This is a genomic window from Sphingomonas aurea (assembly GCF_030678875.1).
GTDB classification, from domain to species: Bacteria; Pseudomonadota; Alphaproteobacteria; order Sphingomonadales; family Sphingomonadaceae; genus Sphingomonas; species Sphingomonas aurea.
Genome location: NZ_JAUUDS010000001.1, coordinates 1 through 23,139, shown reverse-complemented (window position 1 = coordinate 23,139; position 23,139 = coordinate 1). Strand labels below are relative to the sequence as shown.

General features: G+C 65.9%; 22 protein-coding genes. 8 read left to right on the top strand and 14 right to left on the bottom strand.

The features are described 5' to 3' along the window. Window positions 1–52: 52 nt before the first annotated feature. The 5 genes from bioB to Q5H91_RS00090 are packed head-to-tail and all read right to left on the bottom strand — an operon-like array spanning window position 53 to window position 6,021. Window positions 53–1,069 (bottom strand): biotin synthase BioB, encoded by a 1,017-nt coding sequence (gene bioB / locus Q5H91_RS00110; RefSeq protein ID WP_305171202.1) that lies wholly within the window; start codon window positions 1,067–1,069, stop codon window positions 53–55. Beyond that, on the bottom strand, window positions 1,066–3,273 hold the full coding sequence (gene scpA, locus Q5H91_RS00105; RefSeq protein ID WP_305171200.1) for a methylmalonyl-CoA mutase: 2,208 nt from the start codon (window positions 3,271–3,273) through the stop codon (window positions 1,066–1,068). The genes bioB and scpA overlap by 4 nt, the downstream gene beginning before the upstream one ends. Then, complete coding sequence (gene mce / locus Q5H91_RS00100; RefSeq protein ID WP_305171199.1) at window positions 3,273–3,689, bottom strand: methylmalonyl-CoA epimerase; 417 nt, start codon at window positions 3,687–3,689, stop codon at window positions 3,273–3,275. The genes scpA and mce overlap by 1 nt, the downstream gene beginning before the upstream one ends. Then, window positions 3,686–4,486, bottom strand: coding sequence for a hypothetical protein (locus Q5H91_RS00095; protein WP_305171198.1), 801 nt, complete (start codon window positions 4,484–4,486; stop codon window positions 3,686–3,688). Before Q5H91_RS00095 ends, mce begins: the two co-directional genes overlap by 4 nt. Beyond that, window positions 4,483–6,021: an acyl-CoA carboxylase subunit beta gene (locus tag Q5H91_RS00090; protein ID WP_305171197.1), complete on the bottom strand. Its 1,539-nt coding sequence runs from the start codon at window positions 6,019–6,021 to the stop codon at window positions 4,483–4,485. Before Q5H91_RS00090 ends, Q5H91_RS00095 begins: the two co-directional genes overlap by 4 nt. Before the next feature lie 110 nt (window positions 6,022–6,131). On the opposite strand from Q5H91_RS00090, the gene Q5H91_RS00085 reads away from it, so the two are divergent. The 7 genes from Q5H91_RS00085 (at window position 6,132) to rfbA (ending at window position 13,346) form a co-directional block, all read left to right on the top strand. Next, complete coding sequence (locus Q5H91_RS00085; RefSeq protein ID WP_305171196.1) at window positions 6,132–7,616, top strand: helix-turn-helix domain-containing protein; 1,485 nt, start codon at window positions 6,132–6,134, stop codon at window positions 7,614–7,616. Window positions 7,617–7,695: 79 nt separating this feature from the next. Next, window positions 7,696–8,475 carry a trehalose-phosphatase gene (gene otsB, locus Q5H91_RS00080; RefSeq protein ID WP_305171195.1) on the top strand — a complete coding sequence of 260 codons (780 nt, stop codon included), beginning with the start codon at window positions 7,696–7,698 and terminating at the stop codon, window positions 8,473–8,475. After that, a complete protein-coding gene (locus Q5H91_RS00075; RefSeq protein ID WP_305171194.1) occupies window positions 8,472–9,863 on the top strand; it encodes an alpha,alpha-trehalose-phosphate synthase (UDP-forming) in 1,392 nt (463 codons plus the stop codon). Before otsB ends, Q5H91_RS00075 begins: the two co-directional genes overlap by 4 nt. Window positions 9,864–9,954: 91 nt before the next feature. After that, complete coding sequence (gene rfbC / locus Q5H91_RS00070) at window positions 9,955–10,521, top strand: dTDP-4-dehydrorhamnose 3,5-epimerase (protein ID WP_305171193.1); 567 nt, start codon at window positions 9,955–9,957, stop codon at window positions 10,519–10,521. A 13-nt stretch (window positions 10,522–10,534) separates the two neighbouring features. Further along, window positions 10,535–11,590 carry a dTDP-glucose 4,6-dehydratase gene (gene rfbB / locus Q5H91_RS00065; RefSeq protein ID WP_305171191.1) on the top strand — a complete coding sequence of 352 codons (1,056 nt, stop codon included), beginning with the start codon at window positions 10,535–10,537 and terminating at the stop codon, window positions 11,588–11,590. Beyond that, window positions 11,590–12,477: a dTDP-4-dehydrorhamnose reductase gene (gene rfbD / locus Q5H91_RS00060; RefSeq protein ID WP_305171190.1), complete on the top strand. Its 888-nt coding sequence runs from the start codon at window positions 11,590–11,592 to the stop codon at window positions 12,475–12,477. The genes rfbB and rfbD overlap by 1 nt, the downstream gene beginning before the upstream one ends. Continuing rightward, window positions 12,474–13,346, top strand: a complete 873-nt coding sequence (rfbA, locus tag Q5H91_RS00055; RefSeq protein WP_305171189.1) for a glucose-1-phosphate thymidylyltransferase RfbA — start codon at window positions 12,474–12,476, stop codon at window positions 13,344–13,346. The genes rfbD and rfbA overlap by 4 nt, the downstream gene beginning before the upstream one ends. Before the next feature lie 78 nt (window positions 13,347–13,424). Here the strand turns inward: rfbA and Q5H91_RS00050 are convergent, their stop codons facing one another. The 5 genes from Q5H91_RS00050 to Q5H91_RS00030 form a co-directional block, all read right to left on the bottom strand. Beyond that, on the bottom strand, window positions 13,425–14,066 hold the full coding sequence (locus tag Q5H91_RS00050) for a hypothetical protein (protein ID WP_305171188.1): 642 nt from the start codon (window positions 14,064–14,066) through the stop codon (window positions 13,425–13,427). A gap of 178 nt (window positions 14,067–14,244) precedes the next feature. Continuing rightward, window positions 14,245–14,952, bottom strand: a complete 708-nt coding sequence (locus Q5H91_RS00045) for a PEPxxWA-CTERM sorting domain-containing protein (RefSeq protein ID WP_305171187.1) — start codon at window positions 14,950–14,952, stop codon at window positions 14,245–14,247. Window positions 14,953–15,202: 250 nt separating this feature from the next. After that, entirely contained in the window at window positions 15,203–16,678 is a 1,476-nt protein-coding gene (locus Q5H91_RS00040; RefSeq protein WP_305171186.1) for an undecaprenyl-phosphate glucose phosphotransferase, read from the bottom strand. Window positions 16,679–16,747: 69 nt separating this feature from the next. Next, the gene (locus tag Q5H91_RS00035; RefSeq protein WP_305171185.1) at window positions 16,748–17,926 is read right to left on the bottom strand and encodes a glycosyltransferase family 2 protein; all 1,179 of its coding nucleotides are present in this window, start codon (window positions 17,924–17,926) and stop codon (window positions 16,748–16,750) included. Beyond that, window positions 17,923–19,116 carry a glycosyltransferase family 4 protein gene (locus Q5H91_RS00030; protein WP_305171184.1) on the bottom strand — a complete coding sequence of 398 codons (1,194 nt, stop codon included), beginning with the start codon at window positions 19,114–19,116 and terminating at the stop codon, window positions 17,923–17,925. The genes Q5H91_RS00035 and Q5H91_RS00030 overlap by 4 nt, the downstream gene beginning before the upstream one ends. Window positions 19,117–19,296: 180 nt before the next feature. Here Q5H91_RS00030 and Q5H91_RS00025 point away from each other — a divergent pair, with 180 nt between their 5' ends. Further along, window positions 19,297–19,842: a serine O-acetyltransferase gene (locus tag Q5H91_RS00025; RefSeq protein ID WP_305171183.1), complete on the top strand. Its 546-nt coding sequence runs from the start codon at window positions 19,297–19,299 to the stop codon at window positions 19,840–19,842. A 2-nt stretch (window positions 19,843–19,844) separates the two neighbouring features. Here Q5H91_RS00025 and Q5H91_RS00020 read toward each other — a convergent pair whose 3' ends face one another. From Q5H91_RS00020 to Q5H91_RS00005, 4 genes are all read right to left on the bottom strand, one after another. Then, window positions 19,845–20,297 (bottom strand): cupin domain-containing protein, encoded by a 453-nt coding sequence (locus Q5H91_RS00020; protein ID WP_305171182.1) that lies wholly within the window; start codon window positions 20,295–20,297, stop codon window positions 19,845–19,847. A 33-nt stretch (window positions 20,298–20,330) separates the two neighbouring features. Beyond that, entirely contained in the window at window positions 20,331–20,735 is a 405-nt protein-coding gene (locus tag Q5H91_RS00015) for a serine O-acetyltransferase (RefSeq protein ID WP_305171181.1), read from the bottom strand. Between the two features lie 110 nt (window positions 20,736–20,845). Next, window positions 20,846–21,844, bottom strand: coding sequence for a glycosyltransferase family 2 protein (locus tag Q5H91_RS00010; RefSeq protein WP_305171180.1), 999 nt, complete (start codon window positions 21,842–21,844; stop codon window positions 20,846–20,848). After that, complete coding sequence (locus tag Q5H91_RS00005) at window positions 21,841–22,923, bottom strand: glycosyltransferase family 2 protein (RefSeq protein WP_305171179.1); 1,083 nt, start codon at window positions 22,921–22,923, stop codon at window positions 21,841–21,843. The genes Q5H91_RS00010 and Q5H91_RS00005 overlap by 4 nt, the downstream gene beginning before the upstream one ends. Window positions 22,924–23,139 lie beyond the last annotated feature (216 nt).

Sequence of the window (23,139 nt, the reverse complement as noted above, 5' to 3'; positions counted from 1 at the left end):
CCCGGCGAAGGCCGGGGTGGCAGGCTTCTGGTCGCTACGTCCGATTACAACGTCACTCCGCCGCCTCGCACACCTGCGCCCGCATCGGCTCTTCGCCCGCCATCGCCTTCAGCCCCAGCTTCGCGAACAGCGCGGCGTCGGCGCTGTCGCCGCGGTTGCCGGTGGTCAGCAGCTTGTCGCCGGTGAAGATCGAGTTCGCGCCCGCCATGAAGCACAGCGCCTGCGTCGCCTCCGACATGCTCTCGCGGCCAGCGGACAGGCGGACCATCGACAGGGGCATGGCGATGCGCGCCACCGCGACGGTACGGACGAACTCGATATCGTCGATCTTGGCGAGCGGCGTGTCGGCCAGCATGTCGCCCAGCACCGTGCCCTTGACCGGCACCAGCGCGTTGACCGGCACGCTTTCCGGATGGCGCGGCATGGTCGCGAGCGCGTGGACGAAGCCGATGCGGTCCTCGCGCGTCTCACCCATGCCGACGATCCCGCCGCAGCACACGTTGATGCCTGCGGCGCGCACATGCTCCAGCGTATCGAGCCGCTCGCCGAAGCTACGCGTGGTGATGACCTGGTCGTACCGCTCGGGCGAGGTATCGATATTGTGGTTGTAGTAATCCAGCCCCGCCGCGCCCAGCCGCCGCGCCTGATCGGGCGTCAGCATGCCCAGCGTCATGCAGGTTTCCATCCCCATACCGCGCACGCCCTCCACCATCTGGACGATCGCGTCCATGTCGCGGTCCTTCGGGTTGCGCCACGCCGCACCCATGCAGAAGCGCTGGCTACCGGCATCCTTCGCCTCGGCCGCGCGCTGGAGCACGGCCTGAACGTCCATCAGCTTCGTCGCCTTCACGCCGCTATCGGCATGGACCGACTGCGAGCAGTAACCGCAATCCTCCGGACAGCCACCGGTCTTGATCGACAGGAGCGTGCACAGCTGCACCTCGCCGACCGCGTGATGGGCACGGTGAACGGTCTGCGCCTGGTACATCAGCTCGTCGAACGGCAGGTCGAACAGCGCGGCGATCTCCCCCCTGGTCCAGTCGGTGCGGGTCGGGTCGATGCGGGTCATTCTGCGGCGTCCTGTTCGGGTGGCATATTGTGGCCGAGCAGCCGTAGCACTTCCTCGGCCGCGGCGATCAAGTTGGTTCCGGGGCCGAAGATCGCCTGCACGCCCGCGTCGCGCAGCGCCTGATAGTCCTGCGCGGGGATCACCCCGCCGGCGATCACCTTGATATCGGGTCGGCCGGCATCCCTCAGATGGCCGATCAGCTCGGGGATCAAGGTCTTGTGCCCGGCCGCCAGGCTGGAGGCGCCGACCATGTCGACCTGCCGCTCCAGCGCCAGTGCGGCCGCCTCCGCCGGTGTCTGGAACAGCGGGCCGGGGACGATGTCGAAGCCCAGGTCGCCGAACATGGAGCTGACCAGATTGGCGCCGCGGTCATGCCCGTCCTGTCCCATCTTGGCGACCAGCATCCGCGGCCGGCGACCGAGCCGGCGCTCCGTCGCCTCGACCCCGCGCGCCAGCCGCGCCCAGCGCTCCTCGTCCTGATAGGCGCCGCCATAGATGCCGCTGACCGGCGTCGGCTGCGTGCCATAACGGCCGAAGGCGATCTCCATCGACGAGGATATCTCGCCGAGCGACGCGCGCGCGCGCGCACAATCGACTGCGAGGGCGAGGAGGTTGTCATTGCCCGCAGCCCCCGTCCGCAGCGCCGCCAGCGCCTTCTGGCACGCCGCTTCGTCGCGGGTCGCACGGATGCGGTTCAATCGCGCGACCTGTGCTTCGCGCACCGCATGGTTGTCGACATCGAGGATGTCGATCGGGTCCTCATCCTTCAGGCGGTATTTGTTGACGCCGACGATCACGTCCTCGCCCCGGTCGACGCGCGCCTGGCGGGCGGCGGCGGCCTCCTCGATCATCGCCTTGGGCCAGCCGGCGGCGACCGCGGCGGCCATGCCCCCCTCGCCCTCCACCCGCTCGATGATCGCCCAGGCCTGGTCGACGAGCGCCTGGGTCAGCGCCTCGACATAATAGCTCCCGCCGAGCGGATCGACGACCTTGGTCATCCCCGTCTCTTCCTGCAACACGATCTGGGTGTTGCGGGCGATGCGAGCGGAGAAGTCGGTCGGCAGCGCGATCGCCTCGTCCAGCGCGTTGGTGTGCAGGCTCTGCGTGCCGCCCAGCATCGCGGCCATCGCTTCGACGGTTGTACGGATAACGTTGTTGTACGGATCCTGCTCCTGCAGGCTGACGCCCGAGGTCTGGCAGTGGGTGCGCAACATCTTCGAGCGCTCGTCCTTCGCGCCCAGATCGGTCATCACCCGGTGCCACAGCACGCGCGCGGCGCGCAGCTTGGCGACCTCCATGAAGAAGTTCATGCCGATCGCGAAGAAGAACGACAGCCGCCCGGCGAATTTGTCGATGTCCAGCCCCGCCGCCATCGCCGCGCGCGCATATTCGCGGCCGTCGGCGATGGTGAAGGCCAGTTCCTGCACCTGTGTCGCCCCGGCTTCCTGCATGTGATAGCCGCTGATCGAGATGCTGTTGAACTTCGGCATCTCGGCCGAGGTATAGGCGATGATGTCGGCAATGATCCGCATCGAGGGTTCGGGCGGATAGATATAGGTATTGCGGACCATGAACTCCTTCAGGATGTCGTTCTGGATGGTCCCGTCGAGCAGCCGCCGCTCAACCCCCTGCTCCTCGCCCGCGACGATGAAGAAGGCGAGGATCGGGATCACCGCGCCGTTCATCGTCATGCTGACCGACATCTGATCGAGCGGGATGCCGTCGAACAGGATCTTCATGTCCTCGACGCTGTCGATCGCCACACCCGCCTTGCCGACATCGCCGACCACGCGCGGGTGATCGCTGTCGTAGCCGCGATGCGTGGCGAGGTCGAAGGCGACCGACAGCCCCTTCTGCCCGGCGGCGAGGTTGCGGCGGTAGAAGGCGTTCGATTCCTCCGCGGTGGAGAAGCCGGCATATTGCCGGATCGTCCAGGGCCGCCCGGCATACATCGACGCGCGCACCCCGCGCGTGAATGGCGCGAAACCGGGCAGGCCGGGATCGGCCGTCACATCGGCGGCGGTGTAGAGCGGCTTGACGTCGATCCCCTCCGGCGTCTGCCAGGTCAGGTCGCGGCCCTTCACCTCCTTCGCGGCGGCGGCCTGCCAGTCGGCGAGCGTCGGCTGCGTCGTCGGTTCCGGCTGCGCGGGCGCAGGCGGAACCGCGCCTGCATCTTCGCCAAGGTTGCGTTCGATCTCCGCCATCAATGATCCTTCGGCGTTTCCATCAACTCGACCAGCACGCCGCCCATGTCGCGCGGGTGGACGAACACGATCGGCGTGCCGTGCGCCCCGATCCGCGGCTCGCCCAATACCGTCGCACCCTTCGCCTTAAGGTCGGCGACGGCGGCGTGGATGTCCGGCACCTCGAAACAGACATGATGCTGCCCGCCCGCCGGGTTTTTGCGCAGATAGCCGGCGATCGGTGAGGCGTCGTCATACGGCTCGATCAGCTCGATCTGCGTGTTGGGCGCGTCGATGAAGCACACTTTCACCCCCTGCGCGGGCAGGTCGAACGGCTCCCCGATCGCCTCGGCGCCGAGGAGCGTGCGGTAGGTTTCGATCGACGCGGCGATCGAGGGCGTGGCGATCCCGACATGGTTCAGGCGACCGAGGGTCATTGCTCAGGTCTCCGGAACACCTTTCCAACCGCTGCTCTTAACGTAGACATTATACGTCCAATATGAAATACGCCGCTCAGACCGATCGTAACTAGACTCAATCCAACAGACGCTAGCAGCGCGGATAGCGAATTAAAAAAATCTCGCAATTCGTAGACGTCACTATCTCTATAGCGAACTAACAACCAGCTATCTCTCGCGACATCATTAAAGTGATATTTATTGTTCATCCAGATATTTCTCGATGACGTCGCTGCCGGAATAGCGGTCTGTAGGTCCATAAATCTGTTTAATGTCAAAGAAATATTGCCATGTTCGTTGCTGCGAACCAAATCAGTCGATCGAACATCGGCAACAAACTCATATTCCCCGAGAGATTTCTCCATAAGAACATTGTTGAAAGTCACAACGCCTAATCTTCCAAATTTATCTGGCTTCAGGTCAACGCCGTGATGCATCTTGGACGTCGATGGATCTCCGCCGACACCCCAAGCAGTTGCAATGCTGCTGCAGACATCTGCAAGTGGATTAGAAATTTCGATTCCAGATTTCTTTTCAATCATTGAAATCGATGCTTGTATCCGGCCAGATCCCGTTGGAAACAAATCAATGTTGGGGGCGACTTCATCGACGCATTTGTAAAAAACGAGATATCTTATTGTGCCTCGATCAAATTCGTACTCTCCTTTAGGTCCCAAAAATATGAAAAGATTGCCATTGACGTAGGCTAGCATTACGAATGCTGCTATTAGCAGTCCTGCGCCAAGCAAAATTTTAGAGAAGCGCGACAGTATCACAGCGGGATATTGTCATGCTTCTTCCACGGATTCTCGAGGCTCTTCCCCCGCAGCTTGCGTAGCCCGAGCGCGATACGGCGGCGGGTCGAGTGGGGCTGGATCACCTCATCGATGAAGCCCTTGCTCGCTGCCACGAACGGGTTGGCGAAGCGCGCCTCATATTCCGCGGTGCGCTCGGCGATCTCCTCGGGCGTCTTGCCCCGGAAGATGATCTCCACCGCGCCCTTGGCGCCCATCACCGCGATCTCGGCGGTCGGCCAGGCATAGTTGAGGTCGCCCCGCAGGTGCTTGGATGCCATCACGTCGTACGCGCCGCCATAGGCCTTGCGCGTGATGACGGTGATCTTCGGCACGGTCGCCTCGGCATAGGCGAAGAGCAGCTTGGCGCCGTGCTTGATGATACCGTTATGCTCCTGCGCGGTGCCCGGCAGGAAGCCCGGCACGTCGACGAAGGTCACGATCGGGATCTCGAACGCGTCGCAGAAGCGCACGAATCGCGCCGCCTTCTTGGACGAATTGATGTCGAGCACGCCCGCCAGCACCATCGGCTGGTTGGCGACGATGCCGATCGTGCGCCCCTCGATCCGGGCGAAGCCGCAGAGGATGTTGGCAGCGTGCGCCGGCTGCACCTCGAAGAAATCGCCCTCGTCGACCACCTTCGCGATCAGCTCGTGCATGTCGTAGGGCTGGCTGGCGCTCGCCGGGATCAGCGTGTCGAGCCCCGCCTCGGCCCGGTCCCACGGGTCCGCGGTCGGCCGCTCCGGCACGCCCCCACTTTCCTTGGCGCGGTTGGACAGCGGCAGGAAGTCGATGAAGTCGCGCGCCGCGAGCAGCGCCTCGACATCGTTCTCGAACGCCACGTCGGCGACGCTGGTCTTGGTGGTGTGGGTCACGGCGCCGCCCAGCGCCTCCTGCGTCACCACCTCGTTGGTCACCGTTTTCACCACGTCGGGGCCGGTGACGAACATGTAGCTCGAGTCCTTCACCATGAAGATGAAGTCGGTCATCGCCGGCGAATAGACCGCGCCGCCCGCGCACGGCCCCATGATGAGGCTGAGCTGCGGCACCACGCCGGATGCCAGCACATTGCGCTGGAACACTTCGGCATAGCCGCCAAGGCTCGCCACACCCTCCTGGATGCGCGCGCCGCCCGAGTCGTTCAGGCCGATGACGGGCGCGCCGACCTTCAGCGCCATGTCCATGATCTTGCAGATCTTGGCCGCGTGCCGTTCCGACAGCGAGCCGCCGAAGACGGTGAAATCCTGGCTGAACACGAACACCAGCCGGCCATTGATCGTCCCCGATCCGGTGACGACCCCGTCGCCGGGGACGATCTGCGTCTCCATGCCAAAATCGACGCAGTTGTGCTCGACGAACATGTCGAGTTCCTCGAAACTGTCCTCGTCGAGCAGCACGTCCAGCCGCTCGCGCGCGGTCAGCTTGCCCTTGGCGTGCTGGGCGGCGATCCGCTTCTCGCCACCACCCAGGCGGGCGGCCGCACGTTTCGTCTCCAGCATTGCGATGGTGGACGACATGGCAGATCCTCTCACAGACACGGCTGCGGCTTCCTGCCCGTCACGTCCCGGCAGTGCAAATGTGAACTTGCGAAGTTGCGAAGGTACATCTTGCGAATTACACCCGCATCATGGCTACTCCCCGCCTCTACGCTGGCGAACAGCTGAGGGCGCTGCGTGTTGCCGCCGGCCTGAACCAGCGTGCGATGGCGGCGCGACTGGGCCTGTCGGTCAGCTACCTGTCGCAGCTGGAAGGTGGCGAACGCCCGCTGACCGCGGCAGTCACCGCCGCGCTCGCCCGCCATTATCCCCACGCGCTCGCCGGGATCGAGGGACAGGGCAACGCCCGCCGCCTGGCCGCGCTGCACGAGACGATGGCCGATCCCGCGCTGGCGCCGCTGGGCGCCGATGCGACGATCCGGCTGGCGGAGGAGCGGCCGGAGATCGCCGACCGCCTGATCGCCCTCCACGCCGCCAAGCGCGCCGCGGAGGAACGGCTCGCGCTGGCCGAGGAAACCTTAGTCGCGGGAGGTTCGGCGCGATTGCCATGGGAGGCAGTGCGCGACTGGTTCCACGCGGCCGGCAATTACATCGACCCGCTCGACCGGGCGGCGGAGGCGTTGGCGGCATCGCTCAATTCCTCTCCCAAACGGGATCCAGCGAAGCTGGAGGGGTATCACGGCCTGGTGCCCGGCGGACCACCGCAAGCGGCAACACCTCTCCGTCAGGGCGTCGCCCTGCCCCCTCCCCTGGCAGGAGAGGAGTTGGAGGCTGCGCTCGGCACCCACGACATCGCCGTCGCGACCGATCCCGATCCCGACGCTCCCCTTGCCCGCACCGCCCTCGGCACGCTGGTCCTCAATGGCGCGCTCGCGCCCGAGAGCCGGCGGTTTCAGCTCGCGCACCGCCTCGCCGCCACCGCCTTCGCCCGGATCATCGCCGATGTCGTCACCACGTCTGGCCTTGACGCACCCGACGCGCGGCACCTGCTGGAGATCGGGCTGGCCAACTATGCCGCCGGCGCGCTGCTGATGCCCTATGCCGCATTCCGCTCGGCGGCACGCGCCGTGCGGCACGATATCGACCTGCTGTCGCGCCGCTTCGGCGTCAGTTTCGAGCAGGCGTGCCACCGCCTGTCGACGCTTCAGCGGCCCGGCGCGGCAGGCATCCCCTTCTATTTCTGCCGCGTCGACATGGCGGGCAACATCACCAAGCGTCATTCGGCGACCCGGCTGCAGTTCGCGCGGTTCGGCGGCGCCTGCCCCCTGTGGCACGTCCATGAGGCCGCGGCGATTCCCGACCGCATCCTCGTCCAGCACGCCGAGACGCCGGACGGCGTCCGCTATATCTCGATGGCCAAGGGGCTGGTGAAGCCGTCCGGCCGCTTCACGCGCCTGTCGCGGCGCTACGCGGTGGTGCTGGGGTGCGAGGCGATCCACGCCGCCGACTTCGTCTACGCCGATGCGGTCGACCGCGCAGGGGCACCGACGCCGATCGGCATCTCCTGCCGGCTCTGCCCCCGCCCGGACTGCGACCAGCGGGCGTTCCCCCCGGCGGACCGGCGCATCCTGGTCGACCCGCTGACCCGCAACACCGTGCCGTATCGCGTGATCTGATATTTGTTCTGAAAACGTGCCGAGACACGTTTCGCAGACATGCGCCGGAACGGTCGGGGGCGTAACGGGTTCATCGGCCATGTCTTCGTCGCCCGTCATCGATCTCGATCCGCCGCCCCATCCCGATCTCGCCACGGCCAGCCTGTTCTTCGACTTCGACGGCACGCTGGTAGAGCTGGCACCGACGCCGGACGGTGTGGTCGTCGACGACCGACTGCGCGACCGCCTCGCCCGGCTGGCGAAAGCGACGAACGGGCGCGTGGCGATCGTCACCGGCCGGTCGATCGCGCAGATCGACACCCTGATGGGGCACCATGCCGCCGGCCTCGCGATCGCCGGCAGCCACGGTGCGGAGTGGCGCACCGAGCGGACCGGCCACGTCACTCCGCAGCGGTCCGAGGCGCTGGAGAGCGCGGCGGCGGAGCTGCGCGCCTTCGCCGATCTGGAAGGGCTGCTGTTCGAGGCGAAGTCGCTCGGCGTGACGCTCCATTATCGCCAATGTCCGGACCGCGAGGCCGACACGGTGGCGATGGCCGAGCGGGTCGCCGACCGCTTCGGCCTTCAGGCCAATCGCGGCAAGATGATGGTCGAGGTCCGCCTGCCCGGCGACAAGGGCCGGGCGATAACGACCCTGATGGATGACGCGGCGCTCCGCGGCACCACGCCCTGGTTCTTCGGCGACGACGTGACCGACGAGGACGGCTTTGCGGCGGCCCAGGCGCTGGGCGGCGCCGGTGTGCTGATCGACCCGCCCCGCGCCACGGCCGCCGCCTATCGCCTAGATGACGTCGCGGCGCTGCGCGACTGGATCGACGCGGTCCTCGCAGCGGCGGAGGCTGGCACGGAGGGCGCGGCATGAGCCGCCTCGTCGTTATCTCTAACCGGGTCGCGGTGCCCAGCAAGGATGCCAGCGCCAACCAGGGCGGGCTTGCCGTCGCACTCCTGTCGGCGCTGCGCGAGCATGGCGGCATCTGGTTCGGCTGGTCGGGCGAGACGACCGAGCACTTCACCGGCGAGATCCACCGGACCGAGGGCGACGGCGTCACCACCGCGACGATCGACCTGGAAGAACAGGATATTGACGAATATTACAACGGCTACGCCAACCGCACGCTGTGGCCGCTATTCCACTACCGCATCGACCTAACCGAGTTCGAGCGCGACTTCGCCGGCGGGTACAAGCGGGTCAACGAGCGGTTCGCCGACACGGTATTGCCGCTGGTCGAGCCCGACGATCTGGTCTGGGTCCACGACTATCACCTGATCCCGCTGGGACAGAAGCTGCGCGATCGCGGCATGCGCAACCGGCTGGGCTTCTTCCTGCACACGCCCTGGCCACCGTCGCGGTTGCTGGTCTCGTTGCCCAGTCACGCTCAACTGGTCGAGTCGCTGTTCGCCTATGACGTGATCGGCTTCCATACCGAGGACTGGCTCGACAGTTTCCGTCGGTACGTCGTCGACATGATGGGCGGATCGCTGGGACCGAACGACACGGTCACCGCGAATGGCCGTACCGTCCGCGCCATCGTCGCCCCGATCGGCATCGACACCGCCGAGTTCGAGGCGACCACCCTGTCCGACGAGGCACGCTTCACCAAGGAGCGGATGTACATGTCGTCGACCGGGCGCAGCCTGATCGTCGGTGTCGACCGGCTCGACTATTCCAAGGGCCTGCGCGAGCGGTTCCTGGGCTATGAGCGCTTCCTCCAGAACCAGCCCGACCGGCGCGGGCTGGTCTATCTCCTCCAGATCGCGCCGCCGAGCCGCGAGAAGGTGAACACCTATCAGGAGATCCGCGCCGATCTCGATGCGCTGTCCGGGCGGATCAACGGCGAGTTCGCGGACATGGACTGGACGCCGATCCGCTACGTCAACCAGGGTTATCCCCGCCCGCAGCTCGCCGGGATCTACCGTGCCGCGCGCGTCGCGCTGGTGACGCCGCTGCGCGACGGCATGAACCTGGTCGCCAAGGAATATGTCGCCGCGCAGGACCCGGCCGATCCGGGGGTGCTGATCCTGTCGAGCTTCGCCGGCGCGGCAGCACAGATGAAGGCCGCGGTGCTGGTCAACCCGTACAGCGCCGAAGAACTGGCCGACGCGATCGTCACCGCGCTCGCCATGCCGCGCGAGGAACGCGTGCGTCGCTGGCAGACGCTGATCGACGGCGTCCGGCGCGAGGATGTGTTCTGGTGGTGCGCGCTGTTCCTCGACGCGCTCGAGGATGCCAGGGTGCGGGAGCCGGCCTGACGCTTCTCCGATCGGGGTGAGCTGCCGCAGTGCAGCATGATCTCGATCATCACGACTTGTTTAACCCTGCCGATTAGGGGATGACGCCGCCATGACCGTCACGACCCCCGTTCTGATCGCCCCACGCCGCTTCGGCGATGCGCGCGGATGGTTCACCGAAGTCTATAACGAGGCGACGTTCCACGCGCGCGGGATCACCCAGCGCTTCGTGCAGGACAATCACTCGCTGTCGGTGCCGCGCTTCACCTTGCGCGGCCTGCATTTCCAGACCCCGCCGCACGGCCAGGACAAGCTGGTCCGCTGCATCCGCGGCCGCATCTTCGACGTGGCGGTCGATGTCCGTCGCGGCTCGCCGACCTATGGTCGATATGTCGGTGCGGAGCTGACGGCGGAGAACGGCCACCAGCTGTTCGTGCCGGTCGGCTTCGCCCATGGCTTCCTGACGCTGGAGGACGATTGCGAGGTCACCTACAAGGTGACGTCGCTCTATGCGCCCGAGAGCGACGGCGGCATTCGCTGGGACTCGGCCGGGATCGACTGGCCGATGCCGGGCAGCGCGGCGCCCGAACTCTCCGGCAAGGACGCGGTGCTGCCCGCGCTCGCCGACTTCGACAGCCCCTTCCCCTATGACGGCGCCCCGTTGGCGCCCCTCGCCTGAGGACAAACCCACGATGCGTATCCTGCTCACCGGTGGTGCCGGCTTCATCGGCTCGGCTCTGGTCCGCCAGCTGATCCACGACACCACGCACGAGGTGCTGAACTTCGACAAGCTGACCTATGCCGGCACGCTGACGACGGTCGAGGAGGTCGCCAGCTCCAACCGCTATCGCTTCATCCAGGGCGACATCTGCGACGGGGCCGCCGTGCGTGCGGCAATCGAGGAATTCCGGCCGGAGATCATCACCCATCTTGCCGCGGAAAGTCATGTCGACCGGTCGATCGACGGGCCGGATGCGTTCATCCAGACCAACATCGTCGGCACCTTCACCATGCTGAGCGAGGCGCGCCGTTACTGGCAGTCGCTGGAGGGCGCGGCCAAGGACGCGTTCCGCTTCCATCATATCTCGACCGACGAGGTGTTCGGCTCGCTGGGCGAAACCGGCTTCTTCACCGAGGAGACGCCTTACGACCCGCGCTCGCCCTATTCTGCATCCAAGGCGTCGAGCGACCATCTCGTCTCCGCCTGGGGGCACACCTATGGCCTGCCGGTGCTCATCACCAATTGCTCGAACAATTACGGGCCGTACCATTTCCCCGAAAAGCTGATCCCGCTGATGATCGTCAAGGCGCTCGCCGGCGATACCCTGCCCGTCTACGGCAAGGGCGATCAGGTCCGCGACTGGCTGTTCGTCGAGGACCATGCGCGTGCGCTTCAGACGGTGTTCGAGAAGGGGCAGGTCGGCCGCACCTATAATATCGGCGGCAATAACGAGAAGCAGAACCTGGAGGTCGTGAAGACGGTCTGCGCGATTCTTGACCAGGAGCGCCCGCGCGCCGACGGCAAGTCTTATGCCGAGCAGATCGGCTATGTCGCCGACCGCCCCGGCCATGACAAGCGCTACGCGATCGACGCCAGCCGCATCCGCGACGAGCTTGGCTGGGAACCGCGCGAGACGTTCGAGACCGGCATCGCCAAGACGGTGAAATGGTACCTCGCCAATGAGGGCTGGTGGCGGACCATCGTCGAAGAGCGCGGCGCGGCACAGCGGCGCGGGCTCGCCGCCTGATGAAGCGGGTTCTCGTCACCGGAGGAACGGGGCAGGTCGGCACCGAACTCGCCCGCCTCGCCTGGCCGGACGGGTGGGAGGCGGTGGCGCTGACCCGCGCCGATCTGGACCTGACCGATCCCGCGGCAATCGCTACCAAGGTGGCGGAGCGCGACTGGGCAGCCATCATCTCCGCCGGTGCTTATACCGCGGTCGACAAGGCCGAGGACGACGTGGTGACCGCGTGGCAGGTCAATGCCCTCGCACCCGCCGCGCTGGCCGCTGCGGCGAAGGCAAAGGGCATTCCCATCGTCCATGTCTCGACCGACTATGTCTTTCCCGGAAATCGCGAAGGCGCATGGGAGGTCGACGATCCGGTTGCGCCGCTCGGCGTCTATGGCGCATCGAAGCTGGGCGGCGAGCTGGCGGTGCGCACCTCGGGCGCACGCCACGCCATCGTCCGCACCGCCTGGGTCGTGAGTGCCCACGGCAATAATTTCGTGAAGACGATGCTGCGGGTCGGCACCGACCGCCCGAATTTGCGCGTCGTCGCCGACCAGCATGGCAGCCCGACCAGCGCCGCCGACCTGGCCGCCGCGCTCGCCAAAATGGCGGTACGGCTGGCAGAGGACGAGAGCGCCCCTGCCGGCACTTACCACTTCTCCAACGCCGGCCCGACCAGCTGGCACGGCTTCGCCGAGGAGATCTTCCGCCAGGCCGCCCCTCGCGGCGGCCCGGCCCCGGCGGTCGAGCCGATCGCGACCGCCGACTACCCAACGCCGGCGGTCCGTCCCGCTAACTCGCTGCTCAGCCACCGTGCGATCGAGCGCGACTATGGCATCAAGCCGCAGCCCTGGCAGTCCGCGCTGGGCGATATTCTCGACGAGCTTCTGGGAGCACCCAAATGAAGGGCATCATTCTCGCCGGCGGCTCCGGCACCCGGCTCCATCCGGCGACGCTGGCGATCAACAAGCAGTTGCTGCCGGTCTATGACAAGCCGATGATCTATTATCCGCTGTCGGTGCTGATGCTGGCGGGTATCCGCGATATCCTCATCATCTCATCGCCGGAGTTCATCGACAATTATCGCCGCATGTTCGAGGACGGATCGAACTGGGGCCTGTCGATCAGCTATGCCGAGCAGCCCCGGCCCGAAGGGCTGGCGCAGGCGTTCACGATCGGCGCAGACTTCATTGGCGACGACAATGTGGCGCTGGTGCTGGGCGACAACATCTTCTTCGGCGCACACCTGACCGAGCTGCTTGCCAGCGCCGTCGCCCGTACTGAAGGTGCGACCGTCTTCAGCTACCGGGTCGAAGATCCGGAGCGCTACGGCGTGGTCGAGCTGGCCGCGGACGGCAAGGCGATCAGCCTGGAAGAAAAGCCGGCTGCTCCCAAGTCGAACTGCGCTGTCACCGGCCTGTACTTCTACGACAACCGCGTCGTGCAGCTGGCTCGCGATCTGAAGCCGTCGCACCGTGGCGAACTGGAGATTACCGATCTCAATCGCCTCTACATGGAGGCTGGTGACCTTTACGTCGAACAGATGGGCCGCGGCTACGCCTGGCTCGACACCGGCACCCACGACTCGCTGCTCGAGGCGTCGGAATTCGTCCGCACGATCCAACACCGCCAGGGCATCCAGGTCGCCTGCCTGGAGGAGATCGCGTTCGAACAGGGCTTCATCACCGCGGACCAGGCCCGCGCGCGGGGCGAGGCGTTGAAGAAGACCGCTTACGGACGCGCGATCCTCAACGCGGTGGCCGACGCCTCCTGACGCTATCGGCGTGGAGTGCCCCTGCCGCTCCACGCCGTTTGGGACCAGACCGACCGAAGCTCCGCGGCTGCACCCAGGCTACTTAGTCGCACACTCGCGTCGCTGCTCGACATGATTGTCGCCATCGCGGCGCGTCAGTATCGATAGCGCCCGGCAGCCGCCGCTCCCGTCCGCGGGCCCGACGACGACGAAGCCCCGCTCGCTGCCGTCGGGCGCATTCCATTGTTGCAGGTGGCCGCTCGCCATTGCCGCGCGAATCGCGCTAGTCATGCTGGTTGCCGCCGCCGTGGTCTCGACCGAGTCGAGGTCGCCGACGCTGTAATCGAGAGATGTGCCTGTCGCCCCGCCGTCATCCCTGACCATGGCTGGCGCCGCCCGGATCGCTGCCGGCCGCAACTTGGCAGCATGAGCTCCCACCGCCATTGCCGGCCGCACCTTGAGCGCACGGGCCGGCGGGATCGGCACGGTAACGACATAGCGATAGCCGGCGCTCGCACGCGAGGAATTGACCGCCAGACCGACCAAGGTCGCGCCGCCGAGGATACCGAGCATGGTGCCGATGATCGCCGTCGGCCGCCAGCCGCGCGGTGTAGCAGCTTCGATGCGGTGCCCTGTCGCGAACGAGGCGCTGTGATCGACACGGGTGAAGGAGAACTGCCGATCGCCCAGGCTTAGGACCCACGACCGTTCGCGCCGCTGGACGTTCGCCGCGTTCGGCATGGGGCTGGACGGACGAAGCTGCATGGCGATCTCCCGTCCCGGCTTCTACGCCAGTCGTACGGACAATGCCAAGGCCGTGTACCGTCAGGCGTTATGATCGCGTTACGCCCAGATAGGGCAAAAAAAAACGCCGCGACCCGAAGGTCGCGGCGTCCTTTTCAGACGAAGTCGCCGAGAATTAGGCGAAAACGGCCGTGGTGCGACGACGACGCGAGCGCATCGCCATGCCAACCATGCCGAAGCCGGCCAGCATCAGCGCCCAGGTCGAGGGCTCCGGAACCGCGAACACGAGGTTGTCGAACTCGGCCGAGTTGTCCGACGACGCGATGTTCAGGCCCGCGAACGCCGCATCGCCGACATTGCGCGTGAAGGTCACGCGGTAGGCGGTCTGTCCATTGGCCGTGCCGGCTGGGGTGGCAAAATTTAGCAGCTGCTGACCGGTGTAGCTCGCGATGACGCCGCCAGCATTGTTCAGTAGCGAGATCGAGTTGTACGAGTCGACCGAACCCAGATACAGGCTGATAACCTCGTAACCACCGCTCTGGCGGTAGATGCTGACGTTGCTCCTGGCCTGAACGACCGCAAAGGCCGAGCCGTCGCTCGGAGCCGGCATTGCATACTGGTCGCGAACCGACATGGTCTGGACCGAGTTGTTACCGGTGCCGCCGCTCTGGACCGTGAAGCCGGCGTTCTGCAGCTTCTGAACCTCTTTGGCGGTTTCGCCGCTGTTGAAGTCGAACACGGTGTTCGTCATACCGGCAAAAGTCTGCGAGAAATTCGCCGACGCGCCCGAGTTGCTACCCTGGGTAGCAACAACAGTAACAGCCGAGGCCGGTGCGGCGACGGCAGCGGCAAGAACGGCCGCAGTGATAGCAAGCTTCTTCATGGGTAAACCTCCCTGTTTCACCTTCGAGAACGACCTACGCCCTTAAAAAACAGGCGAATGATCGCAAGCGGGCCGCAGGACGGCCTGCGCTTCGTAAAGCAGGGGTTCAGGTTAATGTAAAGCAGCGTTAACGACATCGTGCCCCATTTTGGGATGTAATTCCTGTAATTTGACAGGTCACCCGATCACTTTTTTCTGATTCGGGACAGCGACCGAGCGGCTTCGCACAAGGTCGGCAATCAGGACCCAATCAATACGCCGAGCGGGGGAACAGCACGGCCGCGACAGTACGCGCCATGATGTAGAGATCGAACCCCACCGACCAGTGATCGATATAGAACAGGTCGAATTCGACTCGCTTCAGCAGCTTCTCGTCGGTGTCGGTCTCGCCACGCCAGCCGTTGACCTGCGCCCAGCCAGTCATGCCCGGTTTTACCCGGTGGCGGGCGGCATATTGCTGGGTCGCTTCACTGAACAGGACACCGGCGACTCGGGTGGACGGCGCATGCGGGCGCGGGCCGACCAGCGACATGTTGCCGATCACCACGTTGAACAGCTGCGGAATCTCGTCGATGCTGGTCGCGCGGATGATGCGGCCGACGCGCGTGACGCGCGGATCGCCGATCCGTGCCTGCTGGATGTCCTTGTATTCCAGCATGTCGGTGCGCATCGACCGGAACTTCCAGATGTGGAAGCTGCGTTGGTTGAAACCTTCTCGTTCCTGCCGGAAGAAGACCGGGCCGGGACTGTCGAGCTTCACCGCCAGTGCCACGATCGCCAGGAACGGTGCGGCGACGATCAGGATCAGCGTACCGAGGAACAGGTCTTCCACCCGCTTGAGGATCTGGTCGATGCCGCTGATCGGCCGCTCGAACAAGGTCATCAGCGGCAGGTCGCCCAGCATCACCAGCGTCTGCCCCGCCATGGTGAACGACGACAGGTCGGGCGCCAGGCGGATCAGCACCGGCAACATCGACAGTTGCGCCACCACCGCCTGAAGTTCCGTATCGTCGCCATAGGGCATCGCGACGATCACCTGGTCGATCCGCCCGGCGCGAATATCCGCGAGCAGCACCTGCACGCCGCCGCGATGTGGGCAGGTCGCCAGCGGCGCGTCGTCACCGACGCGGTCGTCGTAACACCCGACCAGGTCGATCGTGAACATGCCGTTCTCGGCGATGTAGCGCGAGAGCCGTCGTCCCTGCACGTTCGAGCCGAGGATCGCGACGCGCTGGTTGAACACGCCCCGCCGCTTGGCCGTGCGCAATATGGCGGTCGTCCCGCCACGCACGACGATCAATCCGCCGCATACCGTCACGAACCAGAATATCGTCCACCCGCGCGAGAAGGTGCCGGACGCCTTCATGAAAAAGGCGAGGGTCAGCATCGCCACGCACGCGCCCAACCAGGCGGTCAGCACCCGCGTCCAGCCGAGCCGCAGCGTAAAGCGTGCGTCGACATCGTAGCAGCCGGTCAGTTCGGCGACGAGCGCGTAGGCAATCGTGCTCAACCAGGCGACACGGACATAATCCTCGACCGGCTGCAGCTGGAACAGCGAGTAGGTGAACAAGATGCCGAGCAGGCCGATGACAAGCACCGCGCCACCCTCGATCAGGCGCGAGAAGAAGCCGGCGAGCTCCAGCATCGCCGGTTGGCGCGCGGCGCGACGATCCTGGATCGGCGCATTCGAACCGCTGCCACTGCCAGGATCGGTGAACGGACTCACGATGTCTTCAACCCTTTGCACCAGCGTCGACCGCCGGGATTAATCCGTCATGGTTAACAAGACGCGAACCTAATCGCGATCGGTCCTGATCCAGCTTTTCTCGCGCCGCACCATCGCAGCGAGCGACACGCCGAGCTTCCATAGCACGTACCGGGGGATGTCGCGCCACCCACCGAGCAATGCCAGCTGCCGGTGCGCCGTGAGCGCGAGCGCCACGCCGGCGACCGCCATCAGCGTCATCGACCCGAGTCCCGCGAGCGCCACGCCGCCGCCACCCGTGACCAGCCAGACCAGGGCGAGCACCAGCAGCATTGCGCCGTCAAGTGCCAGCATCGCGATCAACGGCGGCGTCAGCAGGTGCAGGCCGAGCCAGCCGAGCGCCAGTCGCCCGCGAACCGCACGCCCGAGCAACGTTGTGGCGCTGTCCGATGCAACCTGGAAAAAGCCCGATTCCCAGCGCCGGCGCTGGACTGCGGTTCCCTTGTCCGAGCTGGCGGTGCCCAGCACGGCCGCATGCGGCTCGAACAGGGGCGCATGGCCATCCAGGCTCGACTCGACGCCCAGCATAAGATCCTCGGCGACATGGCCGGTGGCGAGCGGCAGGCCGGCGAAGATCGCCCAGGGAAAGGCCATGCCCGATCCGGTCAGCACCGACGGCGCCCCGATCCGCGCCGCGCCGAGCTGGCGGACCGCATTCTTGACGTAGAAGGCCGCGGCCGAGAAGCGTGCGACGCTGCCGTCGCCATCCCGCACCGCGATCGTGTAGGCGGACTGGACGGGCCGGCCGCTGGACAGCGCCAGGGCTGCCAGCCGCTCGAGCGCGCCCACCTGTGGCACGGTGTCCGCGTCGACGACGATGACACAGGAGGGCGGCGCCGCTGCCAGCGCCTGACGACCATGATCGAGCGCGAAGCCCTTGCCGCGACGGACCGCGTCGAGCCGCTCGATCACCTCGGCCCCGGCGGCGCGCGCGATCGCGGCCGTATCGTCGGTGCAATTGTCGGCGACCACCAGGATACGCATGCCAGCCGGCATGCCCGTCCGCATCGCGGCGATCACCGCGCTGATGCCGACTGCCTCGTCGTGCGCCGGCACCAGTATGACGGTCCGGGCGGGATCGATCGCGGGTAGCGATGCCCCCCTACCCCGCCGCGGCACGATCCCGGCCCAGACCTCGACGACGAATACGCCGGTAACCAGCAGCAGGGGCGATGCAATCAGCAGGCAGAAAAGATCGGCGACTGTCACGCTGCCACCATATGCGCCAGCAGCGCCCGGGCGTTTTCACGGGCATCATGCGCCCGCTCGACCCGCCTGCGCCCCTCGGCCCCCATGTCGGCCAGCCGCTCGGGCGCGGTCGCCAGCGCGGCGGCCATCGCATCGGCCAGCGCCTGGGCCGACCCGGCGGGCACGACCCAGCCGCACCCGGCATCGACCAGCTCCGGAATGCCCGCCACCGCGGTGGTGACGACCGGCGTGCCGACCGCGAGCGACTCCATCAGGACGACGGGCAGGCCCTCGGCAAAACTCGGCAACACCATCGCCTTGGCCGCGCGCAGCTGCGCGGCGACATCGGCACCGCCTCGGCTGCCGAGCAGGGTCAGCTGGTCGCCCACCCCGATCCGCGCCGCCTCCCGCTCCAGCGTCGTGCGCAGCGGGCCGTCGCCGACGATCGCGACTCGTGGAGACAGGCCGGATCGGCGCAATATCCCGAGCGCTTCAATCAGGATCGGCAGGCCCTTCTGCGGTGCCAGTCGCGCCACCGCGCAGAAATCATGTCCCGGGGTGGCCTGACCATCGGCGCGATCGATTGCCGACAGGTCGACGCCGCAGCGGACAACGACGATCCGCGGCCATCGATCGACCTCGACCCAGCGACACAGCTGGCTGCGGCCATAGTCGCTGATCGCGACCACGAACTTCGCGTCGGCGATCTTGCCCGCCAGATCCAGCTGGCGCGGCTCGTCGAACTCGTCGGGACCGTGAACGGTGAAGCTGTACGGAACGCCCGACAGCAGATGCGTCATCCGCGCCACCGCTGCCGGATTGGTGCCGAAATGCGCGTGGAGGTGGCGGACACCTGCCGCAGCCATGGCGTCGGCGATCCGGCAGGCCTCCGCCAGATAGGCGGTGCGCGTGACGATACCCTTGATCGAGCGCGGCACCATCGTACCGCTGGCCCGCCACGCGGCGAGAACGCGGTCCGGACGGCTCAGCAGGTGCCGCCCGATGCCGAGCAGCAGCGATAGCGGACGCTGCAACACCACAATCGTCCGGTCGCGCTCTGCCCGGTCGGCGGGGTCGGGCAGGTCGTCTGGCCCGGCGCGAATCGAGAAGCGCGTGACCTGATGGCCCTCAGCCTCAATCCCCGCGATCTCCCGCCGTACGAAGGTGTGACTGACCGTTGGATAGCGGTTGACGAGATAGGCAATGTTCATCGACCGTCGACCCGCCCCGTTCCGCCGCCCTGAAGCGATCGCCGCTCCAAAGACGATCGTACTGCCAGCGTCAACGCATGGCCGCCATTCTTCCTGCCGATATTTGCGTTAATGGCGGCTTAGCACGACAGCGACTACGGCACGGGTGATGACAGGCGAAACGATCAGCGAGACCAGATCATGAAGGCGTCCGCTCTCGCCGACGCCGTTCGCGCGCCTTCACCCGAGGGTATCGAAGTCTCGGCGAGCGTTGCCGACTGGTCGCGTGAATCGAAACGATTCCGGCAATGGTATCCGTCGCGATCGCTGCTGGCGGCGATCCGCGCCTATCAGCGGCCAGGCGGTGCCCTTAGCGGCGCGCGGCGGCGCTGGGCGATCTATCGTCACCGTTTCTGGTCCGTGGTGACCGGCGCCGACATCCCGATCGACGCGATCCTTGGTGGCGGGCTCCTGATCCCCCATCCCAACGGAATCGTCATCCATCCTGCCGCCGAGATCGGCGTCAATTGCCTGCTGATGCAGCAGGTGACGATCGGCGCGACCGAGCGGGGCGTGCCCCGGCTGGGCGGGCATGTCGACATCGGCGCGGGCGCGCGGATCATCGGTCCGGTCACCATCGGCGATCACGCCCGCATCGGCGCCAACGCGGTCGTCACGACCGACATACCGGCGGGCGCCACCGCAGTCGGCATCCCGGCCCGCGTCGTGCGGCAGCGCGGCGGTTGAGGTCAGACGGCCGAGCCGTCCTTGCGCATAAAGCGGCCGTCGCGATTGGCGCTCATCAGGTCGATGTCGGAACAGGTTGTCAGGTCGTCGGGATGGCGCGATCCCACCTCGAGATAGGTCGCTATCTCGGCCGAACGATTGACCAGATGATGCCCGTCACCGCTGTTGCCGGGAAAGGCGGCGCAATCCCCCGCGCGCAGCGTCACCTCTCGCTCGTCCTCGATCAGCACCAGTTCGCCACGCAACACATAGACGAACTCGTCCTCGTGCGAATGCCAGTGCCGCTGGCTCGACCAGCCACCCGGCGGCAGCTGCGTCAGGTTCGCTCCGAACGCCGTCAGCCCGCCGGCTTCGCCCAGCCGCTGGCGCATCCGCTCCCGACACGGTTCGTCATAGGGCGCGGGATAGGTCGAACCTGTCCGAACGGGCACGATCGCGACGTCGATCTTGGGCATGGCGGGCTCCTGCCGGCAACCTAGCCTGTCGGATCAGTGGCGCAAGCGCACCGTTGCCGGAACACCGATCGCCAGGGCGCCGGCGGGCACGTCCGTCAGCACTACCGCATTCGCGCCGATCGCCGCACCCGCGCCGATCGTCACCCGGCCCAGTATGACCGCCCCTGCCCCGACATGAACGTCGTTCATCAGGATCGGCGCATCGTCGAGCCGGTCGAGCCGCCGCACCCCCAGCGTGCAGTTCTGCCGAATGATGCAGCGGTCGCCGATCACCGTCGCGCCGTGGATCACGATGCCGCCCTGATGCTCGATCACCACGCCCTGTCCTACCGTGCAGGTATAGGGCAGTTCGATTCCGTAGACGTTCCTGCACCAGCGGAAGCCCCAGCGATAGAGCGCCGACAATGGCCCACGCAGCCATCTGGAGCGGACGCCCATCCGCCAGACACCGAATCGATAAACCGCGAGCGTGCGAAAACCCGGGCGCGTCCAGTCCCCGCCATGCACGGCGAAATCCGCTCGGATCTGCGCACGCAGCCCCCGACCCATCATGACCGCTGCGGTTCCGTGCCCTTATACTCGATCAACCCGGCTCTGCTGCCGGTCAGGCGGCGCCAGTGATAGCGCATTGCTCCCTTCACTTGTGCGAACTTGCCCGCGACGAGGAAGAAGCCCAGCGCTCGGGCAAAATGGGGATCGAGGTCGCGCGCACGCTGCATCCGCCGTGCGATCCGGGCAACCTGCACCGGATAGAGCGCCGCCAGCGCCAGACCGGCCCACCAGCCAAACAACACCGCGGCGAGCAGGACCGTTATCGGCAGCCCCACGGCCCATACGAGCATACTGCGCATCTCGCGCCGCCAGTGCGGATCACCCTTCGCGCCATGCCGCCACGCGAGTTCGGCGAAGGCGTGACCACTCCGCTCGGTGCGCCGCCACCACTGGCCGATCCGCGTCATTGCCGCGTCATGACGGGTCATCTCAGCGTCGATCCGCCGCACCTGCCAGCCCCGCTCACGCAGCCGCTGGCACAGATCGGGTTCCTCGCCTGCGATCAACTCGGGATTATAGCCGCCCACTGCGTCCAGCGCCGCCCGCCGGAACAGCGCATCGCCCCCGCATGACATGGCCAGGCCGACGGGCACATTCCATTCGTCGTCGCACAACCGATTATAGACGCTGGCATCGGGAAACCGCTCGCGGCGGCGGCCGAACACCACGGCGAGGCCAGGGTCCGCTGTCAGAGCGGCGACGGCAGCGTCGATCCAGCAGCCATCCAATTCGCAATCGCCATCGATCACCTGAACATATGGCGAATCGGTCGCAGTCAGCGCCGTCAGACCGGCATTTCGCGCCAACGCTGCGGTGAACCGCGTTCCAGGCGGCAACGTGACCACCTCTGCGCCATGTGCTTTAGCGAAGGCGACGCTGCCATCAGTCGAACCAGAATCGACATAGATGCGCTGCGCGTCCACTGGCAGCGATTGCAGACAGGTCTTCAATCGTTCGCCCTCGTTGCGACCAATTGCGATGATGCCAATGCTCATGTGTGCGCTACCCAGGCTGGCGGCTCGTCCCACGGACCATCCCAACGTCCTATTGCCGGGTAATGATCGAACGGGGTCGGACCTAGGCCATTGCGCCGCAGATCGGCGAATTCACCTGGCGCATGCGCACTTGCGCGCCCCATGCCGGCGAACTGGCGCAGTCGCCAGATCGCATAACCTGCGATCCATGCGAGCGCCGAGAGGCGCGCGGCAGAAGGCCCATAGGCAAGCGCGAAGAAGCGACGGCGCGAGCGGAACCAATAATCCGGTAGGCGGCGCTGAGCACTGACTCCGTCAGCCACACCCGTGGACGCGCCGCCAATGTGGCGTACACGGCTCTCGGGCACGTACCGGGCGCCCCATCCGCCGCGTGCCAGTCGATGCATGAGTTCCACCTCCTCGAAGTAGAGAAAGAAGCCCTCGTCGAACAGTCCACATTGCCGAAGCGCTTCGGCTCTCAAGAGTACGCTCGCACCAGTCACCCACTCGGCGGCGACCTCTTCCTCGCCATCGATGACCAGCGATGGCGCACCTATTAGCTTTTCAATCAACGGTGTGTTCGCACCGCGCAAAAACTCGCGACGGACGGTGAGAAAGCGGAACGCGGAACCGAGTAATTGGCCGTCTGGAGTGACCAATCGACTACCCGCCGAGGCCGCGCACGGCTGTCCATTCAACGCCTCGACGAGCTTAACCAAAGCACCAGGCTCGATTTGAGCGTCGGGATTGACGATGTAAATAAATTCTGGTGGTTTAGAGCGACTCAGCGCGCGGCGAATAGCCTGATTGTTAGCCCAGCCAAATCCGCCATTAAATTGCATTGCAACCAGCCCGGTCCAGCTTGCAAGATCCTCCGCAACAAGCGCGGCAGCCAACCTGTCCGCAGATCCATCGACAGAACCGCCATCGACTACAATCACGTCTAGGTTTGGCAACATCTCACGCTCACGCGAGAGAGCCGCAAGGCAGTTCAATGTCAATTCGGCAGTACCGTAATTCACGATCACTGCTGTGATTGCAACAGTGGCAAGCTGTTGCTCCCTTGCAGCTGATGCCGTATCTCTGTCCTCGACTGTCATATCGTCATCATGTCATCTGCAGCACAGTGGTGAAGCCATTGCCAATAATCGCGCGGTTTGACCACCCCGCCTTAGCCCCAATATCTGGGTCTGCCGCCGCCGCTTATCGATGAGCGCAGCGGCAGCAGGAGTTTGACTCACCGCCCTGCCTCGATGGCGGCGCGTCGTTTGGGTGTTTCTGCGAGGGGTTGTCCGGCATATTCGCGCAGGCCCCAG

Bases quoted from the DNA above. Each gene is read 5' to 3' on its own strand.
- Q5H91_RS00025 (WP_305171183.1), top strand. From the start codon at position 19,297: ATGAAGGCGTCCGCTCTCGCCGACGCCGTTCGCGCGCCTTCACCCGAG.
- Q5H91_RS00020 (WP_305171182.1), bottom strand. From the start codon at position 20,297: ATGCCCAAGATCGACGTCGCGATCGTGCCCGTTCGGACAGGTTCGACC.
- rfbB (WP_305171191.1), top strand. From the start codon at position 10,535: ATGCGTATCCTGCTCACCGGTGGTGCCGGCTTCATCGGCTCGGCTCTG.
- rfbA (WP_305171189.1), top strand. From the start codon at position 12,474: ATGAAGGGCATCATTCTCGCCGGCGGCTCCGGCACCCGGCTCCATCCG.
- mce (WP_305171199.1), bottom strand. From the start codon at position 3,689: ATGACCCTCGGTCGCCTGAACCATGTCGGGATCGCCACGCCCTCGATC.
- Q5H91_RS00090 (WP_305171197.1), bottom strand. From the start codon at position 6,021: ATGTCGTCCACCATCGCAATGCTGGAGACGAAACGTGCGGCCGCCCGC.
- Q5H91_RS00045 (WP_305171187.1), bottom strand. From the start codon at position 14,952: ATGAAGAAGCTTGCTATCACTGCGGCCGTTCTTGCCGCTGCCGTCGCC.
- Q5H91_RS00030 (WP_305171184.1), bottom strand. From the start codon at position 19,116: ATGAACATTGCCTATCTCGTCAACCGCTATCCAACGGTCAGTCACACC.
- rfbC (WP_305171193.1), top strand. From the start codon at position 9,955: ATGACCGTCACGACCCCCGTTCTGATCGCCCCACGCCGCTTCGGCGAT.
- Q5H91_RS00005 (WP_305171179.1), bottom strand. From the start codon at position 22,923: ATGACAGTCGAGGACAGAGATACGGCATCAGCTGCAAGGGAGCAACAG.
- otsB (WP_305171195.1), top strand. From the start codon at position 7,696: ATGTCTTCGTCGCCCGTCATCGATCTCGATCCGCCGCCCCATCCCGAT.
- rfbD (WP_305171190.1), top strand. From the start codon at position 11,590: ATGAAGCGGGTTCTCGTCACCGGAGGAACGGGGCAGGTCGGCACCGAA.
- Q5H91_RS00075 (WP_305171194.1), top strand. From the start codon at position 8,472: ATGAGCCGCCTCGTCGTTATCTCTAACCGGGTCGCGGTGCCCAGCAAG.
- Q5H91_RS00050 (WP_305171188.1), bottom strand. From the start codon at position 14,066: ATGCCGAACGCGGCGAACGTCCAGCGGCGCGAACGGTCGTGGGTCCTA.
- Q5H91_RS00010 (WP_305171180.1), bottom strand. From the start codon at position 21,844: ATGAGCATTGGCATCATCGCAATTGGTCGCAACGAGGGCGAACGATTG.
- Q5H91_RS00015 (WP_305171181.1), bottom strand. From the start codon at position 20,735: ATGGGCGTCCGCTCCAGATGGCTGCGTGGGCCATTGTCGGCGCTCTAT.
- scpA (WP_305171200.1), bottom strand. From the start codon at position 3,273: ATGGCGGAGATCGAACGCAACCTTGGCGAAGATGCAGGCGCGGTTCCG.
- Q5H91_RS00085 (WP_305171196.1), top strand. From the start codon at position 6,132: ATGGCTACTCCCCGCCTCTACGCTGGCGAACAGCTGAGGGCGCTGCGT.
- bioB (WP_305171202.1), bottom strand. From the start codon at position 1,069: ATGACCCGCATCGACCCGACCCGCACCGACTGGACCAGGGGGGAGATC.